At 40.7% G+C, this 17,382-nt stretch carries 22 protein-coding genes; 21 read left to right on the top strand and 1 reads right to left on the bottom strand.

The genetic code is table 11. From position 1 onward, the window contains the following. Positions 1-80 precede the first annotated feature (80 nt). The 18 genes from B2746_RS14645 to B2746_RS14560 all read left to right on the top strand — a co-directional run bounded on the left by B2746_RS14645 (position 81) and on the right by B2746_RS14560 (position 11,857). On the top strand, positions 81-1,151 hold the full coding sequence (locus B2746_RS14645) for a serine hydrolase domain-containing protein (RefSeq protein ID WP_290795358.1): 1,071 nt from the start codon (positions 81-83) through the stop codon (positions 1,149-1,151). 35 nt (positions 1,152-1,186) lie between these two features. Then, the gene (locus B2746_RS14640) at positions 1,187-2,674 is read left to right on the top strand and encodes an alpha/beta fold hydrolase (RefSeq protein WP_290795357.1); all 1,488 of its coding nucleotides are present in this window, start codon (positions 1,187-1,189) and stop codon (positions 2,672-2,674) included. A 3-nt stretch (positions 2,675-2,677) separates the two neighbouring features. Beyond that, positions 2,678-2,989, top strand: a complete 312-nt coding sequence (locus B2746_RS14635) for a DUF1801 domain-containing protein (protein WP_290795355.1) — start codon at positions 2,678-2,680, stop codon at positions 2,987-2,989. 92 nt (positions 2,990-3,081) lie between these two features. Beyond that, positions 3,082-3,552 carry a nuclear transport factor 2 family protein gene (locus B2746_RS14630; protein ID WP_290795353.1) on the top strand — a complete coding sequence of 157 codons (471 nt, stop codon included), beginning with the start codon at positions 3,082-3,084 and terminating at the stop codon, positions 3,550-3,552. 76 nt (positions 3,553-3,628) lie between these two features. Then, positions 3,629-4,249 carry a hypothetical protein gene (locus B2746_RS14625; RefSeq protein WP_290795351.1) on the top strand — a complete coding sequence of 207 codons (621 nt, stop codon included), beginning with the start codon at positions 3,629-3,631 and terminating at the stop codon, positions 4,247-4,249. After that, entirely contained in the window at positions 4,234-4,779 is a 546-nt protein-coding gene (locus tag B2746_RS14620) for a DinB family protein (protein ID WP_290795349.1), read from the top strand. The genes B2746_RS14625 and B2746_RS14620 overlap by 16 nt, the downstream gene beginning before the upstream one ends. 68 nt (positions 4,780-4,847) lie before the next feature. Next, positions 4,848-5,069, top strand: coding sequence for a hypothetical protein (locus tag B2746_RS14615; protein WP_290795347.1), 222 nt, complete (start codon positions 4,848-4,850; stop codon positions 5,067-5,069). Positions 5,070-5,139: 70 nt separating this feature from the next. Continuing rightward, positions 5,140-5,757: a hypothetical protein gene (locus tag B2746_RS14610; protein ID WP_290795345.1), complete on the top strand. Its 618-nt coding sequence runs from the start codon at positions 5,140-5,142 to the stop codon at positions 5,755-5,757. Positions 5,758-5,775: 18 nt separating this feature from the next. Continuing rightward, a complete protein-coding gene (locus tag B2746_RS14605; protein ID WP_290795344.1) occupies positions 5,776-6,174 on the top strand; it encodes a helix-turn-helix domain-containing protein in 399 nt (132 codons plus the stop codon). A gap of 30 nt (positions 6,175-6,204) precedes the next feature. Continuing rightward, entirely contained in the window at positions 6,205-6,603 is a 399-nt protein-coding gene (locus tag B2746_RS14600; RefSeq protein ID WP_290795343.1) for a VOC family protein, read from the top strand. Positions 6,604-7,024: 421 nt separating this feature from the next. Continuing rightward, positions 7,025-7,195: a hypothetical protein gene (locus B2746_RS14595; protein WP_290795342.1), complete on the top strand. Its 171-nt coding sequence runs from the start codon at positions 7,025-7,027 to the stop codon at positions 7,193-7,195. A gap of 45 nt (positions 7,196-7,240) precedes the next feature. Then, entirely contained in the window at positions 7,241-7,837 is a 597-nt protein-coding gene (locus B2746_RS14590; RefSeq protein WP_290795340.1) for a helix-turn-helix domain-containing protein, read from the top strand. Between the two features lie 66 nt (positions 7,838-7,903). Continuing rightward, a complete protein-coding gene (locus tag B2746_RS14585; RefSeq protein WP_290795339.1) occupies positions 7,904-8,860 on the top strand; it encodes a hypothetical protein in 957 nt (318 codons plus the stop codon). A gap of 12 nt (positions 8,861-8,872) precedes the next feature. Then, entirely contained in the window at positions 8,873-9,304 is a 432-nt protein-coding gene (locus tag B2746_RS14580; RefSeq protein WP_290795337.1) for a class I SAM-dependent methyltransferase, read from the top strand. After that, positions 9,297-10,208 (top strand): arginase family protein, encoded by a 912-nt coding sequence (locus B2746_RS14575; protein ID WP_290795334.1) that lies wholly within the window; start codon positions 9,297-9,299, stop codon positions 10,206-10,208. The genes B2746_RS14580 and B2746_RS14575 overlap by 8 nt, the downstream gene beginning before the upstream one ends. After that, positions 10,195-10,896: a phytanoyl-CoA dioxygenase family protein gene (locus B2746_RS14570; RefSeq protein WP_290795332.1), complete on the top strand. Its 702-nt coding sequence runs from the start codon at positions 10,195-10,197 to the stop codon at positions 10,894-10,896. The genes B2746_RS14575 and B2746_RS14570 overlap by 14 nt, the downstream gene beginning before the upstream one ends. A 15-nt stretch (positions 10,897-10,911) precedes the next feature. After that, positions 10,912-11,340, top strand: a complete 429-nt coding sequence (locus B2746_RS14565) for a hypothetical protein (protein WP_290795330.1) — start codon at positions 10,912-10,914, stop codon at positions 11,338-11,340. A gap of 70 nt (positions 11,341-11,410) precedes the next feature. After that, the gene (locus B2746_RS14560; RefSeq protein ID WP_290795328.1) at positions 11,411-11,857 is read left to right on the top strand and encodes a DUF5004 domain-containing protein; all 447 of its coding nucleotides are present in this window, start codon (positions 11,411-11,413) and stop codon (positions 11,855-11,857) included. Between the two features lie 423 nt (positions 11,858-12,280). Here B2746_RS14560 and leuS read toward each other — a convergent pair whose 3' ends face one another. Further along, entirely contained in the window at positions 12,281-15,058 is a 2,778-nt protein-coding gene (gene leuS, locus B2746_RS14555) for a leucine--tRNA ligase (protein ID WP_290795326.1), read from the bottom strand. A gap of 145 nt (positions 15,059-15,203) precedes the next feature. Here leuS and B2746_RS14550 point away from each other — a divergent pair, with 145 nt between their 5' ends. From B2746_RS14550 to B2746_RS14540, 3 genes are all read left to right on the top strand, one after another. Next, on the top strand, positions 15,204-16,076 hold the full coding sequence (locus tag B2746_RS14550; RefSeq protein ID WP_290795324.1) for a cell division protein FtsX: 873 nt from the start codon (positions 15,204-15,206) through the stop codon (positions 16,074-16,076). Between the two features lie 188 nt (positions 16,077-16,264). Further along, the gene (locus B2746_RS14545; RefSeq protein WP_290795321.1) at positions 16,265-16,525 is read left to right on the top strand and encodes a DUF3098 domain-containing protein; all 261 of its coding nucleotides are present in this window, start codon (positions 16,265-16,267) and stop codon (positions 16,523-16,525) included. A gap of 10 nt (positions 16,526-16,535) precedes the next feature. Beyond that, a complete protein-coding gene (locus tag B2746_RS14540) occupies positions 16,536-17,366 on the top strand; it encodes an undecaprenyl-diphosphate phosphatase (RefSeq protein ID WP_290795319.1) in 831 nt (276 codons plus the stop codon). Positions 17,367-17,382: the final 16 nt, after the last annotated feature.

The following is a 17,382-nucleotide window of genomic DNA, read 5'->3' as shown; positions in this document are numbered from 1 at the left end:
ACGTTTACGCTTTTTTTTTAAAACCCGTTAAACTTTCCGCAAAAATCGACGTCCAACCCGCAATCATTTTCCAACTACTTATGAAACCATTCGCCTACCTTTTAGCATTACTGGTATCAGTTTCCGCCTGCAGCAAAGACGAACCTGGTGATCCATCAACGCCTTCCGACACCATGTATTTCCCGCCTAATTCGGGCAGTACCTGGGAAACCCAATCCATTTCCAGTTTGGGATGGAAACAAAATGCCGTGCAGCCTTTAAAAGATTTCCTGATAGCGAAAAACAGCAAATCCTTTATGATTCTGGTGAATGGCAGGATCGTGCTGGAGGAGTATTTTAACGGGCATACTGCTGCTACAGAATGGGAATGGAACAGCGCAGGAAAAACACTTGTAGCAACAGCAACCGGTCTCGCCCAACAGGACGGATTGTTGAATATCAGTAATAAAGCTTCGGATTATTTAGGTACCGGATGGACAAGCATGTCGCAGGAGAAAGAAAACCTGATCACGGTAAAGCATTTATTATCGATGTCATCCGGAATTGATGATACCAAACAATTGGTTATTAAATCCAATCTCACTTATGTGGCAGATGCCGGAACCCGCTGGGCCTATAGTAATGTATTTCAAAAGCTGACGGATGTGGTAGCCGATGCCTCCGGCCAGAATTTTGAAACCTATTTCAATGCCAAATTGAAGAATAAAATCGGGATGGAAGGCAGATGGAACTTCGGCACCATTTTTACCATTTACCACAGCAGTACGCGCAGCATGGCCCGATTTGGGTTATTGGCACTAAACAAAGGAAAGTGGAATAATGAGCAGATTGTAAATGAAGCGTTCTTTACGGAAAGCATCACCAGTTCACAAGCGATCAACCCCTCTTATGGTTATTTATGGTGGCTCAATGGAAAATCGAAATTCATGCTTCCTAATGACCAGACAGTTTATCAGGGCACATTGATTCCCAATGCACCGGTTGATATGTATGCTGCCATGGGAGCAAAAGATCAGCGTATTTATGTGATTCCAGGTAGAAAAATGGTAGTTATCCGAATGGGAGAGGCATCGGATGCAGCAAATCCGGATTTTGCTGTATCTGGCTTTGATAATGCACTTTGGGAGAAAATAAATGCAGTGATTAACTGATTCATAAACCCGCTAAAGTTCTTATATTCAGGGACATGAAATTTATTACAATTCCGGCCTTACTGGCTGCCTGTTTCAGCACGTATGCACAGGCCAATAAGTATGCCTGTTCCTGTACAAAAATAGGATTAGACACAGCCTGGGCCGATAGTAACAAAGTATCCTGTTATTTAATTCCGGTGCCAAGGAATGCTTCCAATAAAGCAGCCGGATATTTTCAGTTGGCTGTCGTGATGGCATCAGCCCTTCGCGAAACAAAAGAAATACCTTTATTATACCTGCACGGCGGACCAGGAATTGCTACACTGGGAAATTTACCAAAATATATAAAATCAACTACCTGGAATCAAATCAGGCAGACCCGATCCCTTGTATTTTTTGATTATCGGGGCACTGGGTTTTCAGAACCAAATTTATGTCCGGATCTGGGAGATTCAATAAAGCTCATGGAAAGCAGAAATCTTTCTCCGGAAAAAATGGCAGTTTATAAAATTGATTTATTTAAAAAATGTAGAATAAAGCACCAATTAAACGGGATTGATATCTCCACTTTCAGTTCATTTCAATCAGCAGAAGATGCAGAGAGCATTCGTAACAGTTTGCAGATTGAAGAATGGAATGTATACGGTGTTTCTCATGGAACTACCGTTGCGCTGAATCTGCTAAGGAATCATGGCAACCCAATCCATTCCATGATCCTGGATTCACCCTACCCACCTAATGCACCCTGGCCTGATTTTGTTCGGCCTTTTGCCATAAGTTTTAAGGTCCTGGAGGAAAACGCTGCTATAAAAGCAAACTTTCCTACTATTAGAAATGATTTCAGAAAAGCTGTAGAAACGCTGAACAAAACTCCTTTCCCTATTACCATGAACAATAGCGGAGCAGGCTTTCCATTTACCGGTAATGATTTTGCCTGGAGTATCTGGAGTGCGATGTTAAAACCCTCCGCAATTCCATTTGTGCCGTTAGCAATCAAAGAACTTGCCAGTGGGAATACTGCATTTCTTTCGAAATGGGTGGTAGCATTCAGTGATCCCCATGCTTATGGAAAATTCTCCGATTACCAGAGCAAAGCAATTTTATGTTATGAAGGTCGGCCTAAAAACGAATCGGATACCAAAGCTGCCTTGCAAAAGGAATACCCCGATTTTACTCCATTCAACATTGATTTCGAATCCGATCTTTGTAATGCCTGGCAACCGAATAGTGCTGGCAGAGAAAGATTTGATCCTGTAATAAGTGACAAGCCTGTACTAATATTATCAGGCCAATATGACCCGGTTTGTCCGCCACTTTTTGGAGAGTTAGCTGCCAAAACCTTATCGAATTCTACGTTTATTAATGTACCCTCTGCATCACATGCAGCCATCCATGTGGATGATTGTGTAAGGGATTTAGCTATAAATTTTTTATCCAACCCTTTAAAAATGTCGCCTCCATCTTGCATTAAAAATAGAGCTAAAATCTGTTTTATAACGGCAGACCTAACTCAGGCATTATCTGAACTTACTAAAAAATAACACATGCATTCAGACATAAATAACTACCATACCGGTTTGAATCCGGATGATAAAAATATTTGTGAGCAACTCTATGGAATTATTACAACTGAACTTTCAGATGCTGAAAACAAAGTTTGGCATGCTCACCCTGTCTGGTTTCTGGAGGGCAATCCGATAGTGGGATATAGCAAACAGAAAGCAGGCATCCGGCTTATGTTCTGGAGTGGAGCCGATTTTGAAGAAGAAGATTTGAAAATACGAGGTGAGAAATTTAAGGACGCCTCGATATTTTATACTTCTGTCAGTGAAATAAAACCGAAAAATCTGAAGTGATGGCTGAAAAAATCAATAGATATTCAATGGGACTATAAAAACATCGTAAAACGCAAAGGGAAACTGGAAAAACTTACTAAATGGTGATTTTAATGAAACAGTTATTTTCATTTCTGTTTTTCTTCAGTATTTCGAATGCGCTACTTAGTCAACAGAAAACCAGTTCAGCGTCTAAAGATTCTTTGTATCAGGTAATTCAACAAATGGATAGTATTTTTTTTCATGCTTTTAATACCTGTGATACTACCAAATCAAAAGCTTTGTTTACCAAAGATCTGGAGTTTTATCACGATGCAGGCGGACTTACAAATTATGAGCAAAACCTGAACTCAATAAGATATCGGTGTACTAATAAAGGTAAAGTAAGAAGAGAATTGGTAGAAGGCAGTTTGGAAGTATATCCCATAGCTAACTATGGCGCTATTGAAATTGGTCTGCATAAATTCTATTATACGCAACCCGGCAAAACAGAACAATTGGACGGAACCTTTCGATTTACCCATATCTGGTTATATAAAAATAAGGAGTGGAAAATTTCCAGGGTAATCAGCTATGATCATTAGGATGGGCCCTCCTTAGATTATCATACTAGATATTTGGCTACAGATTTTGAAGGTGGACGCATTAAATAAAATATTCATGAAATATTTATCATTTATCTTCCTGCTCGTTGCTTCTATTTCCATTTACGGCCAGGAAACAAATCAAGCATTTGACGGCCATAACTGGGAAGCACCTTATACCCTTCCGATTCCTACAGATTGGACTATTGAGCGATTTCTAATCCCTATAGGATTTGCCCCTCAAATCAAATACAAAGGTGTGGAAGATATTCGATTTACTCCGGGCTGGGGAATAAGCACCAGTGCTGATTATTGGAGTTATGCTTTTTTATGGTACCTGGATGGGCACATTATAATGGATGCCGCTACCATAGAATCCAACCTGAAAGCCTATTACACCGGTTTGATTCAAATAAACGGACAGGCTATCCCCAAAGAAAAAATCATTCCCGTTGAAACTGCCTTCAAACCAACAACCAAAGGAGAAGGAGATGTAAATACATTTGAGGGTACTGTCAAAATGTTGGATTATATGACGGAGAAATTAATTATACTGAATGTAAAAGTGCATCTCAAATCCTGTGCTACTCTAAAAAACACCTACATTTTCTACGAACTATCCCCTCAGCCCTACTCGCATACTATATGGAAGAGCCTGAACCAGTTATGGGTAAATTTTAAATGCAGCAAAGATTAAAGCCGATGGAATTAAGCTTACTTCGGTCAATACTTTGGAACCAATTTGGTGCAGCAATTCACATGCTGACTACTTGCATACAAACCATTCCTGATCATTATTTTGACACCCATAAGCGTGCTTATTATATTGCTTACCACTGTATAATCTTTTTGGATTATTACTCCAGCTTCCCGCCAACCGGCTTTTCACCCCAGCTTTCTTTTACGCAGCAACCAACAGACCTAAGACCACCAGAGTCAATTGATGATCTGATTCCGGATAAAATATACAGTAAAGCGGAACTGTTGAATTACATAAACGAGATCCGTTCAAAATGCAGGCTACTGATTTCAACTATTACTGAGGAGAGGCTTCATACCCGTTTTACGGAGGGGAGCGAATCAGGTGATATGGACTACCCCTTCCTGGAAATATTCCTGTATAATATGCGACATACCGCGCATCATGTGGGACAGCTCAATCTGCTGATCCGCCAGGATTTAAATCAGCATGTGGAATGGTCTTTCCGGGAAGGGGATGGGATTTAAAATTATCTCCAACTATTTCAGTTTTACACAAACTATTTCTATTTTGTAAGGATAGAACCGGATTTCGAATGAAAGAAAACTACCCGCTCTTAATGGACCGGATTCAATCCACCTTTATAGACACCTTATTTATTTTGCTATTAATGTTTGCATTTGCCAACCTGCTGGATAAATTTGAAACTGTACCTGATTGGGTAAGAAGCTGGATTTCATTTCTGACAATCAACACCAATCCCCATAAGCGAGCTATTCATGATTTGGTTTCAGGCAGCGTCATGATTAAAGCATAAATACAATTTCTTACCTGAGATCAAGATTTCATAACGCAACAGACCGGAATTTTGAATAAATGTTTTTTGAATGAAAACCAGACAGGTTCATTTTATTTCCGGAATATTTCTCACACTCTTTATTGCAGTGCATTTATTCAATCATTTTACCAGCCTTGTTGGTATTGAAATGCATATTGAAGTCATGCGGTCATTGCGTATTATTTATCGAAATCCGGTTATAGAATCGCTCTTATTAGTAGGGGTTGGCGTCCAGATTTATTCGGGAATCAGCCTATTTCGTAAAAATCAAATCAGGAACCAGTCCTTCTTTGAAAAACTGCATATTCTAAGCGGTCTCTACCTTGCTTTTTTTCTGATCATCCATGTTAGTGCCATTTTAGTTGGACGAATATATCTGAAACTCGATACCAATTTCTATTTTGGTGCAGCAGGTATCAACAGCTTTCCGGTGAACCTGTTTTTCATTCCTTATTATGCACTGGCTGTCATTTCCTTCTTTGGTCATATCGCATCCATTCACAGCAAAAAAATGAAACGTTCGATTGGTAATCTGACTCCTGAGCAACAGGCAATAATCATTTTGGTAACCGGTATTTTCGTTACGCTGCTGCTATTTTACGGACTTACAAATCATTTTAAAGGCATTAATTTACCACAGGAATACCATCTATTAATTGGAAAATAGATAAATTACCAGATGATTATGAGCCATTATTTAAATGAAATTAACCGAATTAAACATTGCTGCTTTAACAACGAACGTCAGATCCAAACTGTACTAGAAGCCAGAAATTATATAACCAACCATTTTGATGAAGAATTAAAACTGGACCAACTTTCTACGCTTCAACTTAGTTCTAAATTTCATCTACTGAGACTGTTTAAACGATATTATGGTATTACACCAAAACAGTACCAGACTGAAAAAAGACTGGAGCGATCCAAACAGCTTTTAAAAGCCGGAACTGCTGTAGCAGAAACCTGCTACGAGGTCGGATTTGAGAGTCCTGCCTCTTTTTGCACGCTCTTCAAAGCCCGATTTGGATGTTCACCATCTGCTTTTCAAAAAATAGCAATTTTCACAAAGTCTAAAAATATCTGAATACTAAACTTTGTTCTTCAAGATTAAGCAATGAAAGTACATGTATTAAGTATCCCGGTTCAAAACCAGCAGCAGGCTTTACAGTTTTATACAGAAAAACTGGGTTTTATAAAGAAAATAGACATTACACTTACAGAATCAAACAGGTGGTTAACAATTGTAAGTAAAGAAGAGCCTGATGGAACAGAAATATTGCTGGAGCCTTCTCCGAATCATTTCGAGCCGGCTAAAGCTTATCAACAGGCCTTGTTTAAAGCTGGCATTCCATACACTCAATTTCTTGTAGATGATATCCTAAAAGAAGTAGAACGGTTGCAAGATCTTGGTGTAGAATTCAGTGTACCGCCCTCCGATATGGGAATGGTGAGCATCGCGGTTTTTAATGATACCTGTGGAAATAATATCCAGCTGGTACAAATGCGATCATAACCATACTACAACCGAATCACTAATTATTGGTAAATTACCATAAAAAAAATTGCCTACGTTATTTATAATCGCTGGATGTAATGGGGCTGGCAAAACAATTTGTAAACGCAGATGAAATAGCCAGAGCTCTTTCACCATTTCAACCTGATAAAGTAGCAATATAAGCGGGCAAAATTATGCTCAGGAGAATTGATGAACTTATTTCACTAAATTAAGATTTTGCTTTTGAAACTATTTTGGCAACAAAAAGTTTTGTACTTCTTTGTCAGAAAGCAAGACTTAAAAATTATTCAATTTGCCTTATATTCTTTTGGTTTGATACTACTGAACTTGCAATTGAAAGAGTTAAACTGCAAAATTAACAGTGAAATAGTTATCTACAATAAAAATAAATGGACGAAAATCCTGAATATAGCACAAGATGAAAACAAAAGAAATTAAAACTAAAATATTAGAAGGCAATAGATTGGCTTTAAATAAACTTATCGCCAAAAAGAAAAAAGAAAACTCATTTCTTGTCTTCTCTCAAAATGGGAAAGTTGTAAAAATTTATGCCAAAGATTTAACTCCCGTTCCTCCTGATACAAATTAAGCTATCAATCCGCGCCTTACTTATCTTTACATAAAGATCAGGCAGTTGGAACTCTCCCAAAAAATAATTGCAGCAAGAAAAGCGAAAGGACTCACCCAGGAAGAGCTGGCTGAGCTGGCGAATACTACAGTACGAACCATTCAGCGGATTGAAAATGGAGAAAACAAGCCGCGGCCCTATACCGTCAAATCCCTGGCCATTGCATTGGAAACCAGCTATGAGGAATTGATTGGCACAACCAGCCCCCCTGCTACTTATTCAGGTGAGAACATCGAGCCTTTGGATCCAGGCAGGGAAAAACATGCACTCCAGTTAATTTGTCTCTCCTGTTTCAGTTATCTGATCGTTCCGTTTGTTCATTTTCTGATTCCTTCTCATTTGCTTAAAAAAGCAAAGCCCCAAAATCCGGTGTTGCTTGATTTTGCAAGAACTATGATCCGAACTCAACTGTATTGGAAAATTTCTCTCTGGCTCATTTTACTGGCAACCCTGGGGTATAATTTTATACGGGCAGTCTATTTCGAAAAAACAGGAATTGTCAATTATTTAGGGCCATTTTTTATCCTTTACGCTTTAAATGCAGGGATTATCCTTTTCAATTTATGGCGACTAAAGGGCTTATGTCGGCCTATTGTCGGGTAAATGTCGGGGGATTGACGTCTGAGCCAGCCCTGCCCTCAACTAATTTTGCATCAGAACAAACTACTGATGATGCAATCAAAAAATCACATTTTTAGCCCGTATTTATTGACCTGGATTTTTATTCTGCTCGCAGGATCCGGCCAATTGAGCGCGCAGTCTCGATCCGTTAAAACCACCACGCTTCCTTTAGTATGGCAGGGTGACAGTATTCAGAACAGATGGGAGCCCCATGCTGCGCTGCTGATTCCAATCAAACTGAAGAATTGTACCCGGCTATTTTATATGCAATTTGATCTGGGCTCTCCTTACACCCTGCTTTATAAAAACAAATTACTGGCGATTCAGTCAAGGTTTCCCCGAGCAATTCAACTAAATGAAACAACTGAAAAAATCAATCAGCTCTCCTTCATTTCCGGAAAGACAACCATTCAAAAAAACGATATTCCTGTCCGACAGTTTGACAAGGACACCATTAACTGGTCAAACAAAAACGAACCAGTTATAATTGGCACATTTGGGGCAGATTTAATTGACGGGCAGGTAGCGATCATTGATTACCCGGGTAAAACGCTGACATTATCAGACACTTTAATCAATAAGCCATCAAATCTCAGGCAGACTGAATTTATCTACACACAGAAGCGGATCCTGCTCCCAGCTACCATACAGAGCCATTCAACCCTATTGTATTTTGATACCGGATCCAGTATGTTTGAATTACTGACCGATAAAACGACAGCGGAATCACTGGCAAAACCAGGCAGCCATCCGGTTCAGTTCAATGTAAATTCCTGGGGAAATACGCTTACTGCCAATAGTTTGCCAACAGCAGCTTTGATTGAAATAAACGGACAACAGATTCCCCTTCAATCGGTCACCTATATGGAAGGTGTAAGCAGTGCTCAAACGGAGCAAATGAAGAAAATGGGCATTGGTGGTATGATGGGCAACAAATTATTTCTTGGATATAAATTAGTACTTGACACAAGGAATTCCTATTTTGGTCTTATCCCGGTAAAATAGGTCAATCAGGTTATGAGCTCCAAACTATCAAAAAGACTCGCTGAAATTGTTGCTGCCCTGCCATTAACCAAGGAAATGAGAGTACTTGAAATTGGCTGCGGACCGGGAGCAATGGCCAGAGAAATAACCAAATTCACCACCCAAGGTTTTGTCCTTGGAATTGACCGGTCTGAAAAAGCGATCCAACAGGCAATAGCAGGTTCTTCCGCAGAAATTAAAGCAGGTAAATTAGCATTCAGAAAAGCCGCCATTGAGCAATTTGAATTGGAACCCGGGGAACAAAAATTTGATATTGCTGTTGCAGTCAGAGTTGGGGCATTAGATGGTCGTCATCCGGATTTAGAAAAACTGGCTATTCAAAAAATCCGCAAGGCCCTGAAAAAAAATGGCAAACTATTTATTGATGGCGGAAATCCTGTTAAAGAAATTAAACTGAATGTCTGAAATTACCATTATAGAAGTCCCGTTTAATCTCGGTTTGAAAGAACCCGCTCCCGGACATGAACCAGGTGTGAAAAAACTACCCGGACATTTAAATAAACATGGTTTTCATGCAACACTTAATCCGACCCAAGTTCTTCAGCTTCCGGCTCCGCCCTATTCTTCCGCGTTTGATGAAGCCTCCGGTGTTCGGAATGTTTCACAAATTGCCACCTATGCAACAGAACAGGCAGCCATTCTGCAATCTGTACTGAATAAAAACCAGTTTCTTATTTTGCTTGGTGGCGATTGCAGTATCCTTATTGGAACAGCACTCGCATTAAAAAACACGGGCAGGTATGGACTTTTTTACCTCGATGGCCATACGGATTATATGGGCTCCTATCTTTCAGAGACCGGTGGTGCGGCGGGGATGGATCTCGCCATTGTAACCGGATATGGGCACGAAAACCTGACCAACTTACAAAATAAAGAACCCTATTTCAAACAAAACCATGTCTGGTGTGTCGGTAACCGGGAATATGATGAATCCTATGTAAATGAAATCCTTTCATCCCACATCAGCTATATTGATCTCCACCAACTTCGAAAAGAAGGAATTAAGGCATGTATTAATGGATTCCTTAAAATGGTGCAGGAAGAAAAGCTGGATGGCTTTTGGATCCACATAGATGTGGATGTTTTGAATGATGAAATTATGCCTGCTGTTGACAGTCGCCAGCCAGATGGATTATCCTTTGTGGAATTTAATGAGATCCTCTATCACTTATTATCTAATCCAAAAGCAACCGGAATGCAGATAACCATCCTGGATCCCGATCTGGATACAGAAGGCAAATACGCCAAAGAGTTTGTAACCAATATTTGTACAACCATTCATTCAGCATTGAGCCATGAAAGAATTTGAAGCAACCGGCTTTGAAATTATCAACGAAGTCTACACCGATAACGAAATACAAAATATACAGGACACAATCCATTCCACCAGTAGCAATCAACCAGGCTTTCTCAAATCGACCGACTTATTTGCCATTCGACAATTTCTAAAAGAGATTCCGGCTTGCTTCTCACTACTGTTTAATAACAATCTGAAAACCATCATTAGCAGTAGGTTCGGGAAGGATTACTTTATTGTAAAATCGATTTATTTCGACAAACCTGCTGACTCCAACTGGTTTGTTGCTTATCATCAGGACCTCACCATCTCTGTTGATAAAAAAGTGGAATTGAAAGGCTATGGTCCATGGACAACCAAACAAAATCAGTTTGCAGTTCAACCACCGATAGAAATTCTGGAAGATAATTTTACCATACGCATTCACCTGGATGCTGCTACAGAAGAAAACGGGGCATTAAAAGTGCTGCCAGGCTCTCATTTAAAAGGAGTGGTCCGAACAGATCAGTTAAATCTTACTGATGCCGAAGTAAAATCCTGCAATGTGAACGCCGGAGGAATTATGCTAATGAAACCACTGTTGTTGCATGCCTCGGGACGAACAACCAATAAAATGCAAAGGCGGGTAATTCATCTTGAATTTAGCAGAACTCCATTGCCTGCGGAAATAAGCTGGTCAGAAAAACAAATGATCCATTAACAATTCAATTAACCAATGAATGATTTCATCAATACAGTAAAATTAAAATCAAATCAGGAGTTACTGATGATGGTCTATGAGTTTGACAAATGGAACCCCGAGATGTTAATAGCGGTTGAAAATGAATTACAAACCAGAAATATATTACCCCTCGATCTCGAAGATCAAAAAAGACTTGCAATTGAAACTGAAAAAAATAATCTTGAACTTGGAAAACAGGCTGGTTTAACCATACAAGTTTTAGGATGGTTAACTGTATTTGGTTTTCTTGGAATTTGTATTGGGTATCATCATGCCTTTTCAAAAGTAAAAAGCAAATACAACAGCAGACTTTACTATAAGTATAATTCCAGTTCAAGAGAAAATGGGAACTATCTTTTCTACACATCTATTTTCCTAACTGGTCTTGGACTTGTTTACCGATATATAATTAAAGATTCCTGAAAAATCCTGGTCAATTTTCTAATTACTAATAAAATAAATGACCTGTAATAAAAGCTTTCAAACATATTTTATGAAAAAATACATTCTCATCTCAATATTATTGATACAGGTTTCATTTCTGCATTCCCAGACATTGAAAAAGGAAGACATTATGGGATCATGGAAAGTATCCCGGATTATTTTTCATCCGGAAATTAGTGCTGCGCTAAATGAAAACAAAAAAACAGCTATTAAAAAATTGGAGCAGGAATTTACAGGTCTTACCTACCTATTCAACACAGACAATACCTTCAACTTTATTTCGCCTCTAAAAAATTCCGACCTTTTTCAGGAATTAGGGAAAGTGAAAAATAAACAATGGAAAATTACTGATGGAAAAAGGATTGATGTTTTCGAGCAAAAAAACAACGGTTTAATATTGGTTATGGAGCTTCGAACCTGGGAAAATAAAACCTACTTTATTATGGAAGAATTGCCGTTTATGCTGGAAGTAAGCAAACTGGAAACAGGCCAATAAAAAACCGCCCCACAAGAGGGCGGTTAAAATTTTTTCCGGACGAGTCATCAACCTACGGTTTCATAGAAATAGGTCTTTTCAACTAATGCTCTTAAATCATCTTAGCTCTTCATTTCAGGGAGCCCGGACTTTCTGTCTGTCAATGATGGACGCATTGACAAATCTTCTTCATTGGGTTGGATTTTGTTCGTTTCACGGACTTGGATTCGTTGCTGCTGTTTCAAAGGATTGGATTAACTGCTTTTCAGAAACTGTTGCTTTCAAAGGATTGGATATTTCAGGATCTGTGGTCTTGCTCTGTTGCTGATACAAATATGTAAAGAATACCTAGCCTTTGGAAACTCTTTCGCCCTTCAAGCAAAAACCGTCGATAAACGGGTGTTTACGACGGTTTTTTGGATTATTTATCAGCTCTTAAAATGCCTATAAAACCACATTGATCATCCGGTTTTTCACATAAACGATCTTTTTCGGCGGCTTTCCTTCCAGCCATTTCTGCACCAGCTCATTGCCCAACACAATTGCTTCCACATCTGCCTGGGTTGCATCCAGTGCAATCGTGATCTCCGTACGTGTTTTACCATTAATAGCCACCGGATAAGCTTTTGCCGATTCCCGCACATATTCCTCCTTAAACTCAGGGAAACTTGCATCCAGGACGGAACCCGGCTGTCCGGCTAAATGCCACAATTCCTCCGTAATATGCGGCGCATAAGGAGCCAGCAAAATCAACAGCGGCAGCAATATCGATTTCTTCCTGCATTTCAGCTCGTTCAGCTCATTCACACAAATCATAAACGTACTCACTCCTGTATTAAATGAGAATCGCTCGGTATCTTCTTCGATCTTGCGGATCGTACGATGTAATACTTTTAATTCTGCAGCAGTTGCGGCATCATCGCTCAGATTCAATCCCTTGATTTCATCTACATACAAACGCCAGAATTTTTTCAGGAAACGATGCACCCCTTCAATACCCTTGGTATCCCAGGGTTTACTAATCTCCACCGGCCCCAGGAACATTTCATAAATCCGGAATGTATCGGCGCCAAATTTCTCTACGATATGATCCGGATTGACCGTATTGAATTTGGACTTGGACATTTTCTCCACTTCGGCACCACAGATATACTGCTCATTTTCCAACACAAATTCAGCTGCTGCAAATTCGGGTTTCCAGGTTTTAAATGCATCCGTATCCAACACATACCCATCAACGATATTTACATCCACATGAAGTTTATCAATCACCCTTCCTTCAAATTTACCCTGCTCATCCAGCAAACCTTTCGATACATAGGTATTGGTTCCATTAATCCGATACACAAAGCGGCTGCTACCCTGAATCATTCCCTGGTTCACCAGTTTTTTATACGGCTCATCAAAGCCAATATGTCCCAAATCAAATAGGACTTTGGTCCACATCCGGCTGTACAGTAAATGCCCTACCGCATGCTCGGTTCCACCAATATACAAATCCACCTGTCCCCAGTAATCACTTACCGAACGTGCACAAAACTCCTGCTCATTCTTTGGATCCATATACCGTAAAAAATACCAGGATGATCCTGCGTAACCGGGCATGGTATTCGTCTCCAGTTCACGTGCCACCCATTCCGGAATATTTGCAAGCGGACCCTCCCCTTCGGGCCCTGGTTTATACGATTCAACATAGGGCAATTCCAGTGGCAATTCCGAAGCGGATAATGCCATCGCCACACCCTCTTTCCATTGAATAGGAAATGGCTCACCCCAATAACGCTGGCGACTGAATGCGGCATCCCGCATCCGGTAATTTACTTTCCGGTTGCCGATGCCCATCGCTTCCAGTTTATCCAGTACAATGCCGGCTGCTTCCCGCATAGGAACTCCATTGAGGAAGCCACTGTTTTCCAACACGGCATCTTTGGTTGGATTGGCTTCCTTTCCGTCATACTGCGAACCAATAATATTCGTGATAGGAATCTGAAAATAGTCAGCAAAGCGATGATCGCGTTCATCACCACAAGGCACCGCCATGATGGCACCGGTACCATATCCTGCCAGTACATATTCCGAGATCCAGATGGGAATTTCGCGTCCGTCAAAGGGATTGATAGCATACGAACCGGTAAATACGCCGGTAATTTTTTTCTCTGCCATCCGCTCACGCTCACTTCTGCTTTTCACGTAGGTGAGGTATTGATCCACGGCCATTGCCTGTTCCTTCGATTTCAGTTCATCCACCATATCCAACTCAGGGGCGATTACCATAAAGTCTACGCCAAAAATAGTATCGGGACGTGTGGTATAAACCCGCAATTTCTTTACATTGGAATGTTGTGATTTCACAGCAAAATCAATCTCCGCACCATAACTTTTCCCAATCCAGTTGGTCTGCATTTCTTTCATGGCATCACTGAATTCAATGCGATCCAATCCCTCCAGTAAGCGATCTGCATATTCCGTAATCCGCAAATACCATTGCCGCAATTTTTTCTTTATGACCGGATGACCACCCCGCTCACTCACCCCATTCACCACTTCATCATTTGCCAATACAGTACCCAGCGCCTCGCACCAGTTCACTTCTCCATATCCGCAATAAGCCAGCCGATAATCCATCAGGATCTCCTGTTTGCGGCGATCTCCAAAGCCAGCCCATTCAGTTGCAGTAAACTGCAAGCCCGGGTTACCCGGACAGGCAAATCCTGCATTTCCCTGCTTCTCAAAGGCAGTAATTAATACAGTAATAGGTTCAGCCTTTTTAGTTTCGCGGTTATAAAAGGATTCAAACAATTGGAGAAATATCCATTGGGTCCATTTATAGTAAGAAGGATCGCTGGTGCGTACTTCTCTGCTCCAGTCGAAACAAAAACCGATATTATCCAGCTGTTTGCGAAAATTCTGGATATTCGCTTCGGTACTTACTGCAGGATGCACGCCATGCTCGATGGCATATTGTTCTGCCGGCAATCCAAAGGCATCATATCCCATGGGATGTAATACATTAAACCCTTTGAGCCTCTTGAACCGGCTGTAAATATCACTTGCGATATAGCCGAGCGGATGCCCCACATGTAAACCTGCTCCACTTGGGTAGGGAAACATATCCAATACATAAGCTTTTGGCTTGTCTGAGGTATTGGAAACGAGATAAGTCTGCTTCGTCTTCCACTGCTCCTGCCAGTTTTTTTCTATCTGCCTGAAACTATATTCCATGCTTGCGATTTAGATCAACTTTATTTTAAATGTGAAAATGCCCTTAAAACAAATGGCCAAGGGGCGACAAAAATACAAACTGAAGAGCTAAAACCGCTATTTTTGTCCGTATCGACCTAGTACTGACCCATCGAAATTTCAAATCATGACGCAAATCGGAAAATCATCCGCGAAACGTTCCCAACCCTCCTATTTTATGTCCATCCTGGGGGTATCCCTGGTATTGTTCATCCTTGGTCTGCTTGGATGGATCGTAATCAATGCCAACAAACTGGGACAATATTTCAAGGAAAACGTGGAAGTTCGGGTTTATCTGAAAGAGAATATCTCGGCTAAAGACAGCGCGGATCTTTCTCAGTACATTGCCAGCAAGCCCTATGTACGGCAATATACCTATGTAACCAAAGAGGACGCCAAAAAGAAATTCATGGCTGATGGCAATGACGACTGGAAGAATATCCTGGAAGCCAATCCCTTACCTGCCAGTATCGATTTTACCTTAATAAATGAATACGTTCATTCTGATTCATTAGCTGCCATTCAGGTAGACCTGGAACAGAATATTGCGGTAAACGATGTTCAGTACCCTCGTTCTCTTGTGGACAATCTCAATGAAAACGTAAAGAAAATCAGCCTGATTCTCCTGATTATAGCAATTGTGCTCTGTATTGTGGTAATTGTTTTGATTGATAATACGATTCGTCTGGCTATGTTCAGCAACCGGTTTATCATCAAAACCATGCAAATGGTGGGTGCTACCCGCGGATTTATAGCCAAACCGATGGATATGCGCGCCATTATCAATGGAGCCATCAGCGGCCTGATTGCCCTTGCCGGGATCATTACCCTCATCTTTTTTGCTGAAAAACAGCTACCCGAACTCAAAGCCATGCGTGATATGACCTGGTTGCTGATTCTGGGAGGCGGTATTATATTACTAGGAATTCTTATATCCCTGCTGAGTACGCATAGAAGTGTGGTGAAGTATTTGAAGATGAAGCTGGATGATTTGTATTAGGGGATAAGGGTGAGTACCCGGTTGGATTTTTTACCCGTCGGGAACATGACCATTGGTCACAATTGCTTCAGTACCCTACGGGAAAAAAATCGACCCGCCGGGTGAAAAAAATCGCACCCGCCGGGTGAAAATTGTACTTCGGGTGATTTTACTTTTTATTTTTTACTTTTTACTTTTTACTTTGCAACATGTCTAAAAAACAAACCACCGCCCCTACTTCCCATACTTCAGAAAGCCTGTTCGGCAAGGTTAATTACACCTGGATGCTGATCGGATTGGCTGTGATTGCGCTGGGATTATTATTGATGTCGGGCGGCAACAGTTCTGACCCTACTGTATTTGACCAGAAAGAAGTGTACAGCACCACCCGAATCACCATCGCTCCCCTGCTGATCCTGGCCGGATTGGCCATTGAAGTGGTTGCCATCTTCAAAAAGCCCAAAGCCTGATCTTCTTTACATGAGTATTCTTGAAGCCATTATAATTGCCATCGTAGAGGGCCTGACCGAGTTTTTGCCAGTTTCTTCTACCGGCCACATGATTATTGCCAGTTCTCTGCTGGGTATTCATACCGAATCCTTCACCAAATTATTTGAGGTAGCCATTCAGTTAGGAGCCATCCTGGCAGTTGTAGTGCTTTACTGGAAGAAATTCGTGGATTTTAAAAGTTTTACCTTTTATTATAAGCTGGCGCTGGCGGTTGTACCAGCTCTGCTGCTTGGTTTTCTTTTCTCAGATCAGATTGATGCATTACTGGAAAGTCCGCTTACTGTTGCGATTACCCTTTTATTAGGCGGATTCGTGCTGCTTTTTATCGATAAGAGTTTTCAACATCCCCGTATACATGATGAAACTGAGATCAGTTTCAAAAAAGCACTTATCATCGGAGCCTGGCAATGTTTGGCCATGATACCTGGTGTCAGCCGTAGTGCCGCTTCCATTATTGGTGGTATGCAACAACGTCTCTCCCGTAAGGTAGCGGCAGAATTTTCTTTTTTTCTTGCGGTACCTACCATGGCAGCTGCATCCGGTTATTCCCTGGTGCTGAAAGACTGGACAATGGAAGACGGAACGGTTCAAAAAGGGTATGATATGCTCTTAAGTTCCAACGACAATCTGATTGCATTTATAGTAGGGAATGTGGTGGCATTTATAGTTGCCTTATTAGCCATCAAATTCTTCATTGGCTTTCTTCAAAAAAACGGTTTCCGCTGGTTTGGTTATTACCGGATTGCAGCTGGACTAATTCTTCTTATATTGCTGTGGACAGGTGTGATCCAGAACGGATAAACAATTCCTGTTTTTA

This window comes from Flavihumibacter sp. UBA7668, from assembly GCF_002483205.1.
Taxonomy (GTDB): Bacteria; Bacteroidota; Bacteroidia; order Chitinophagales; family Chitinophagaceae; genus Flavihumibacter.
Note: the sequence above shows the minus strand (reverse complement) of the source record. Positions and strands in the feature narration are given on the sequence as shown.

What these genes read in the sequence shown, in the direction of transcription:
- B2746_RS14645 (WP_290795358.1), top strand. Translation starts at nt 81, where the DNA reads ATGAAACCATTCGCCTACCTTTTAGCATTACTGGTATCAGTTTCCGCC.
- B2746_RS14640 (WP_290795357.1), top strand. Translation starts at nt 1,187, where the DNA reads ATGAAATTTATTACAATTCCGGCCTTACTGGCTGCCTGTTTCAGCACG.
- B2746_RS14635 (WP_290795355.1), top strand. Translation starts at nt 2,678, where the DNA reads ATGCATTCAGACATAAATAACTACCATACCGGTTTGAATCCGGATGAT.
- B2746_RS14630 (WP_290795353.1), top strand. Translation starts at nt 3,082, where the DNA reads ATGAAACAGTTATTTTCATTTCTGTTTTTCTTCAGTATTTCGAATGCG.
- B2746_RS14625 (WP_290795351.1), top strand. Translation starts at nt 3,629, where the DNA reads ATGAAATATTTATCATTTATCTTCCTGCTCGTTGCTTCTATTTCCATT.
- B2746_RS14620 (WP_290795349.1), top strand. Translation starts at nt 4,234, where the DNA reads ATGCAGCAAAGATTAAAGCCGATGGAATTAAGCTTACTTCGGTCAATA.
- B2746_RS14615 (WP_290795347.1), top strand. Translation starts at nt 4,848, where the DNA reads ATGAAAGAAAACTACCCGCTCTTAATGGACCGGATTCAATCCACCTTT.
- B2746_RS14610 (WP_290795345.1), top strand. Translation starts at nt 5,140, where the DNA reads ATGAAAACCAGACAGGTTCATTTTATTTCCGGAATATTTCTCACACTC.
- B2746_RS14605 (WP_290795344.1), top strand. Translation starts at nt 5,776, where the DNA reads ATGAGCCATTATTTAAATGAAATTAACCGAATTAAACATTGCTGCTTT.
- B2746_RS14600 (WP_290795343.1), top strand. Translation starts at nt 6,205, where the DNA reads ATGAAAGTACATGTATTAAGTATCCCGGTTCAAAACCAGCAGCAGGCT.
- B2746_RS14595 (WP_290795342.1), top strand. Translation starts at nt 7,025, where the DNA reads ATGAAAACAAAAGAAATTAAAACTAAAATATTAGAAGGCAATAGATTG.
- B2746_RS14585 (WP_290795339.1), top strand. Translation starts at nt 7,904, where the DNA reads ATGATGCAATCAAAAAATCACATTTTTAGCCCGTATTTATTGACCTGG.
- B2746_RS14580 (WP_290795337.1), top strand. Translation starts at nt 8,873, where the DNA reads ATGAGCTCCAAACTATCAAAAAGACTCGCTGAAATTGTTGCTGCCCTG.
- B2746_RS14575 (WP_290795334.1), top strand. Translation starts at nt 9,297, where the DNA reads ATGTCTGAAATTACCATTATAGAAGTCCCGTTTAATCTCGGTTTGAAA.
- B2746_RS14570 (WP_290795332.1), top strand. Translation starts at nt 10,195, where the DNA reads ATGAAAGAATTTGAAGCAACCGGCTTTGAAATTATCAACGAAGTCTAC.
- B2746_RS14565 (WP_290795330.1), top strand. Translation starts at nt 10,912, where the DNA reads ATGAATGATTTCATCAATACAGTAAAATTAAAATCAAATCAGGAGTTA.
- B2746_RS14560 (WP_290795328.1), top strand. Translation starts at nt 11,411, where the DNA reads ATGAAAAAATACATTCTCATCTCAATATTATTGATACAGGTTTCATTT.
- leuS (WP_290795326.1), bottom strand. Translation starts at nt 15,058, where the DNA reads ATGGAATATAGTTTCAGGCAGATAGAAAAAAACTGGCAGGAGCAGTGG.
- B2746_RS14550 (WP_290795324.1), top strand. Translation starts at nt 15,204, where the DNA reads ATGACGCAAATCGGAAAATCATCCGCGAAACGTTCCCAACCCTCCTAT.
- B2746_RS14545 (WP_290795321.1), top strand. Translation starts at nt 16,265, where the DNA reads ATGTCTAAAAAACAAACCACCGCCCCTACTTCCCATACTTCAGAAAGC.
- B2746_RS14540 (WP_290795319.1), top strand. Translation starts at nt 16,536, where the DNA reads ATGAGTATTCTTGAAGCCATTATAATTGCCATCGTAGAGGGCCTGACC.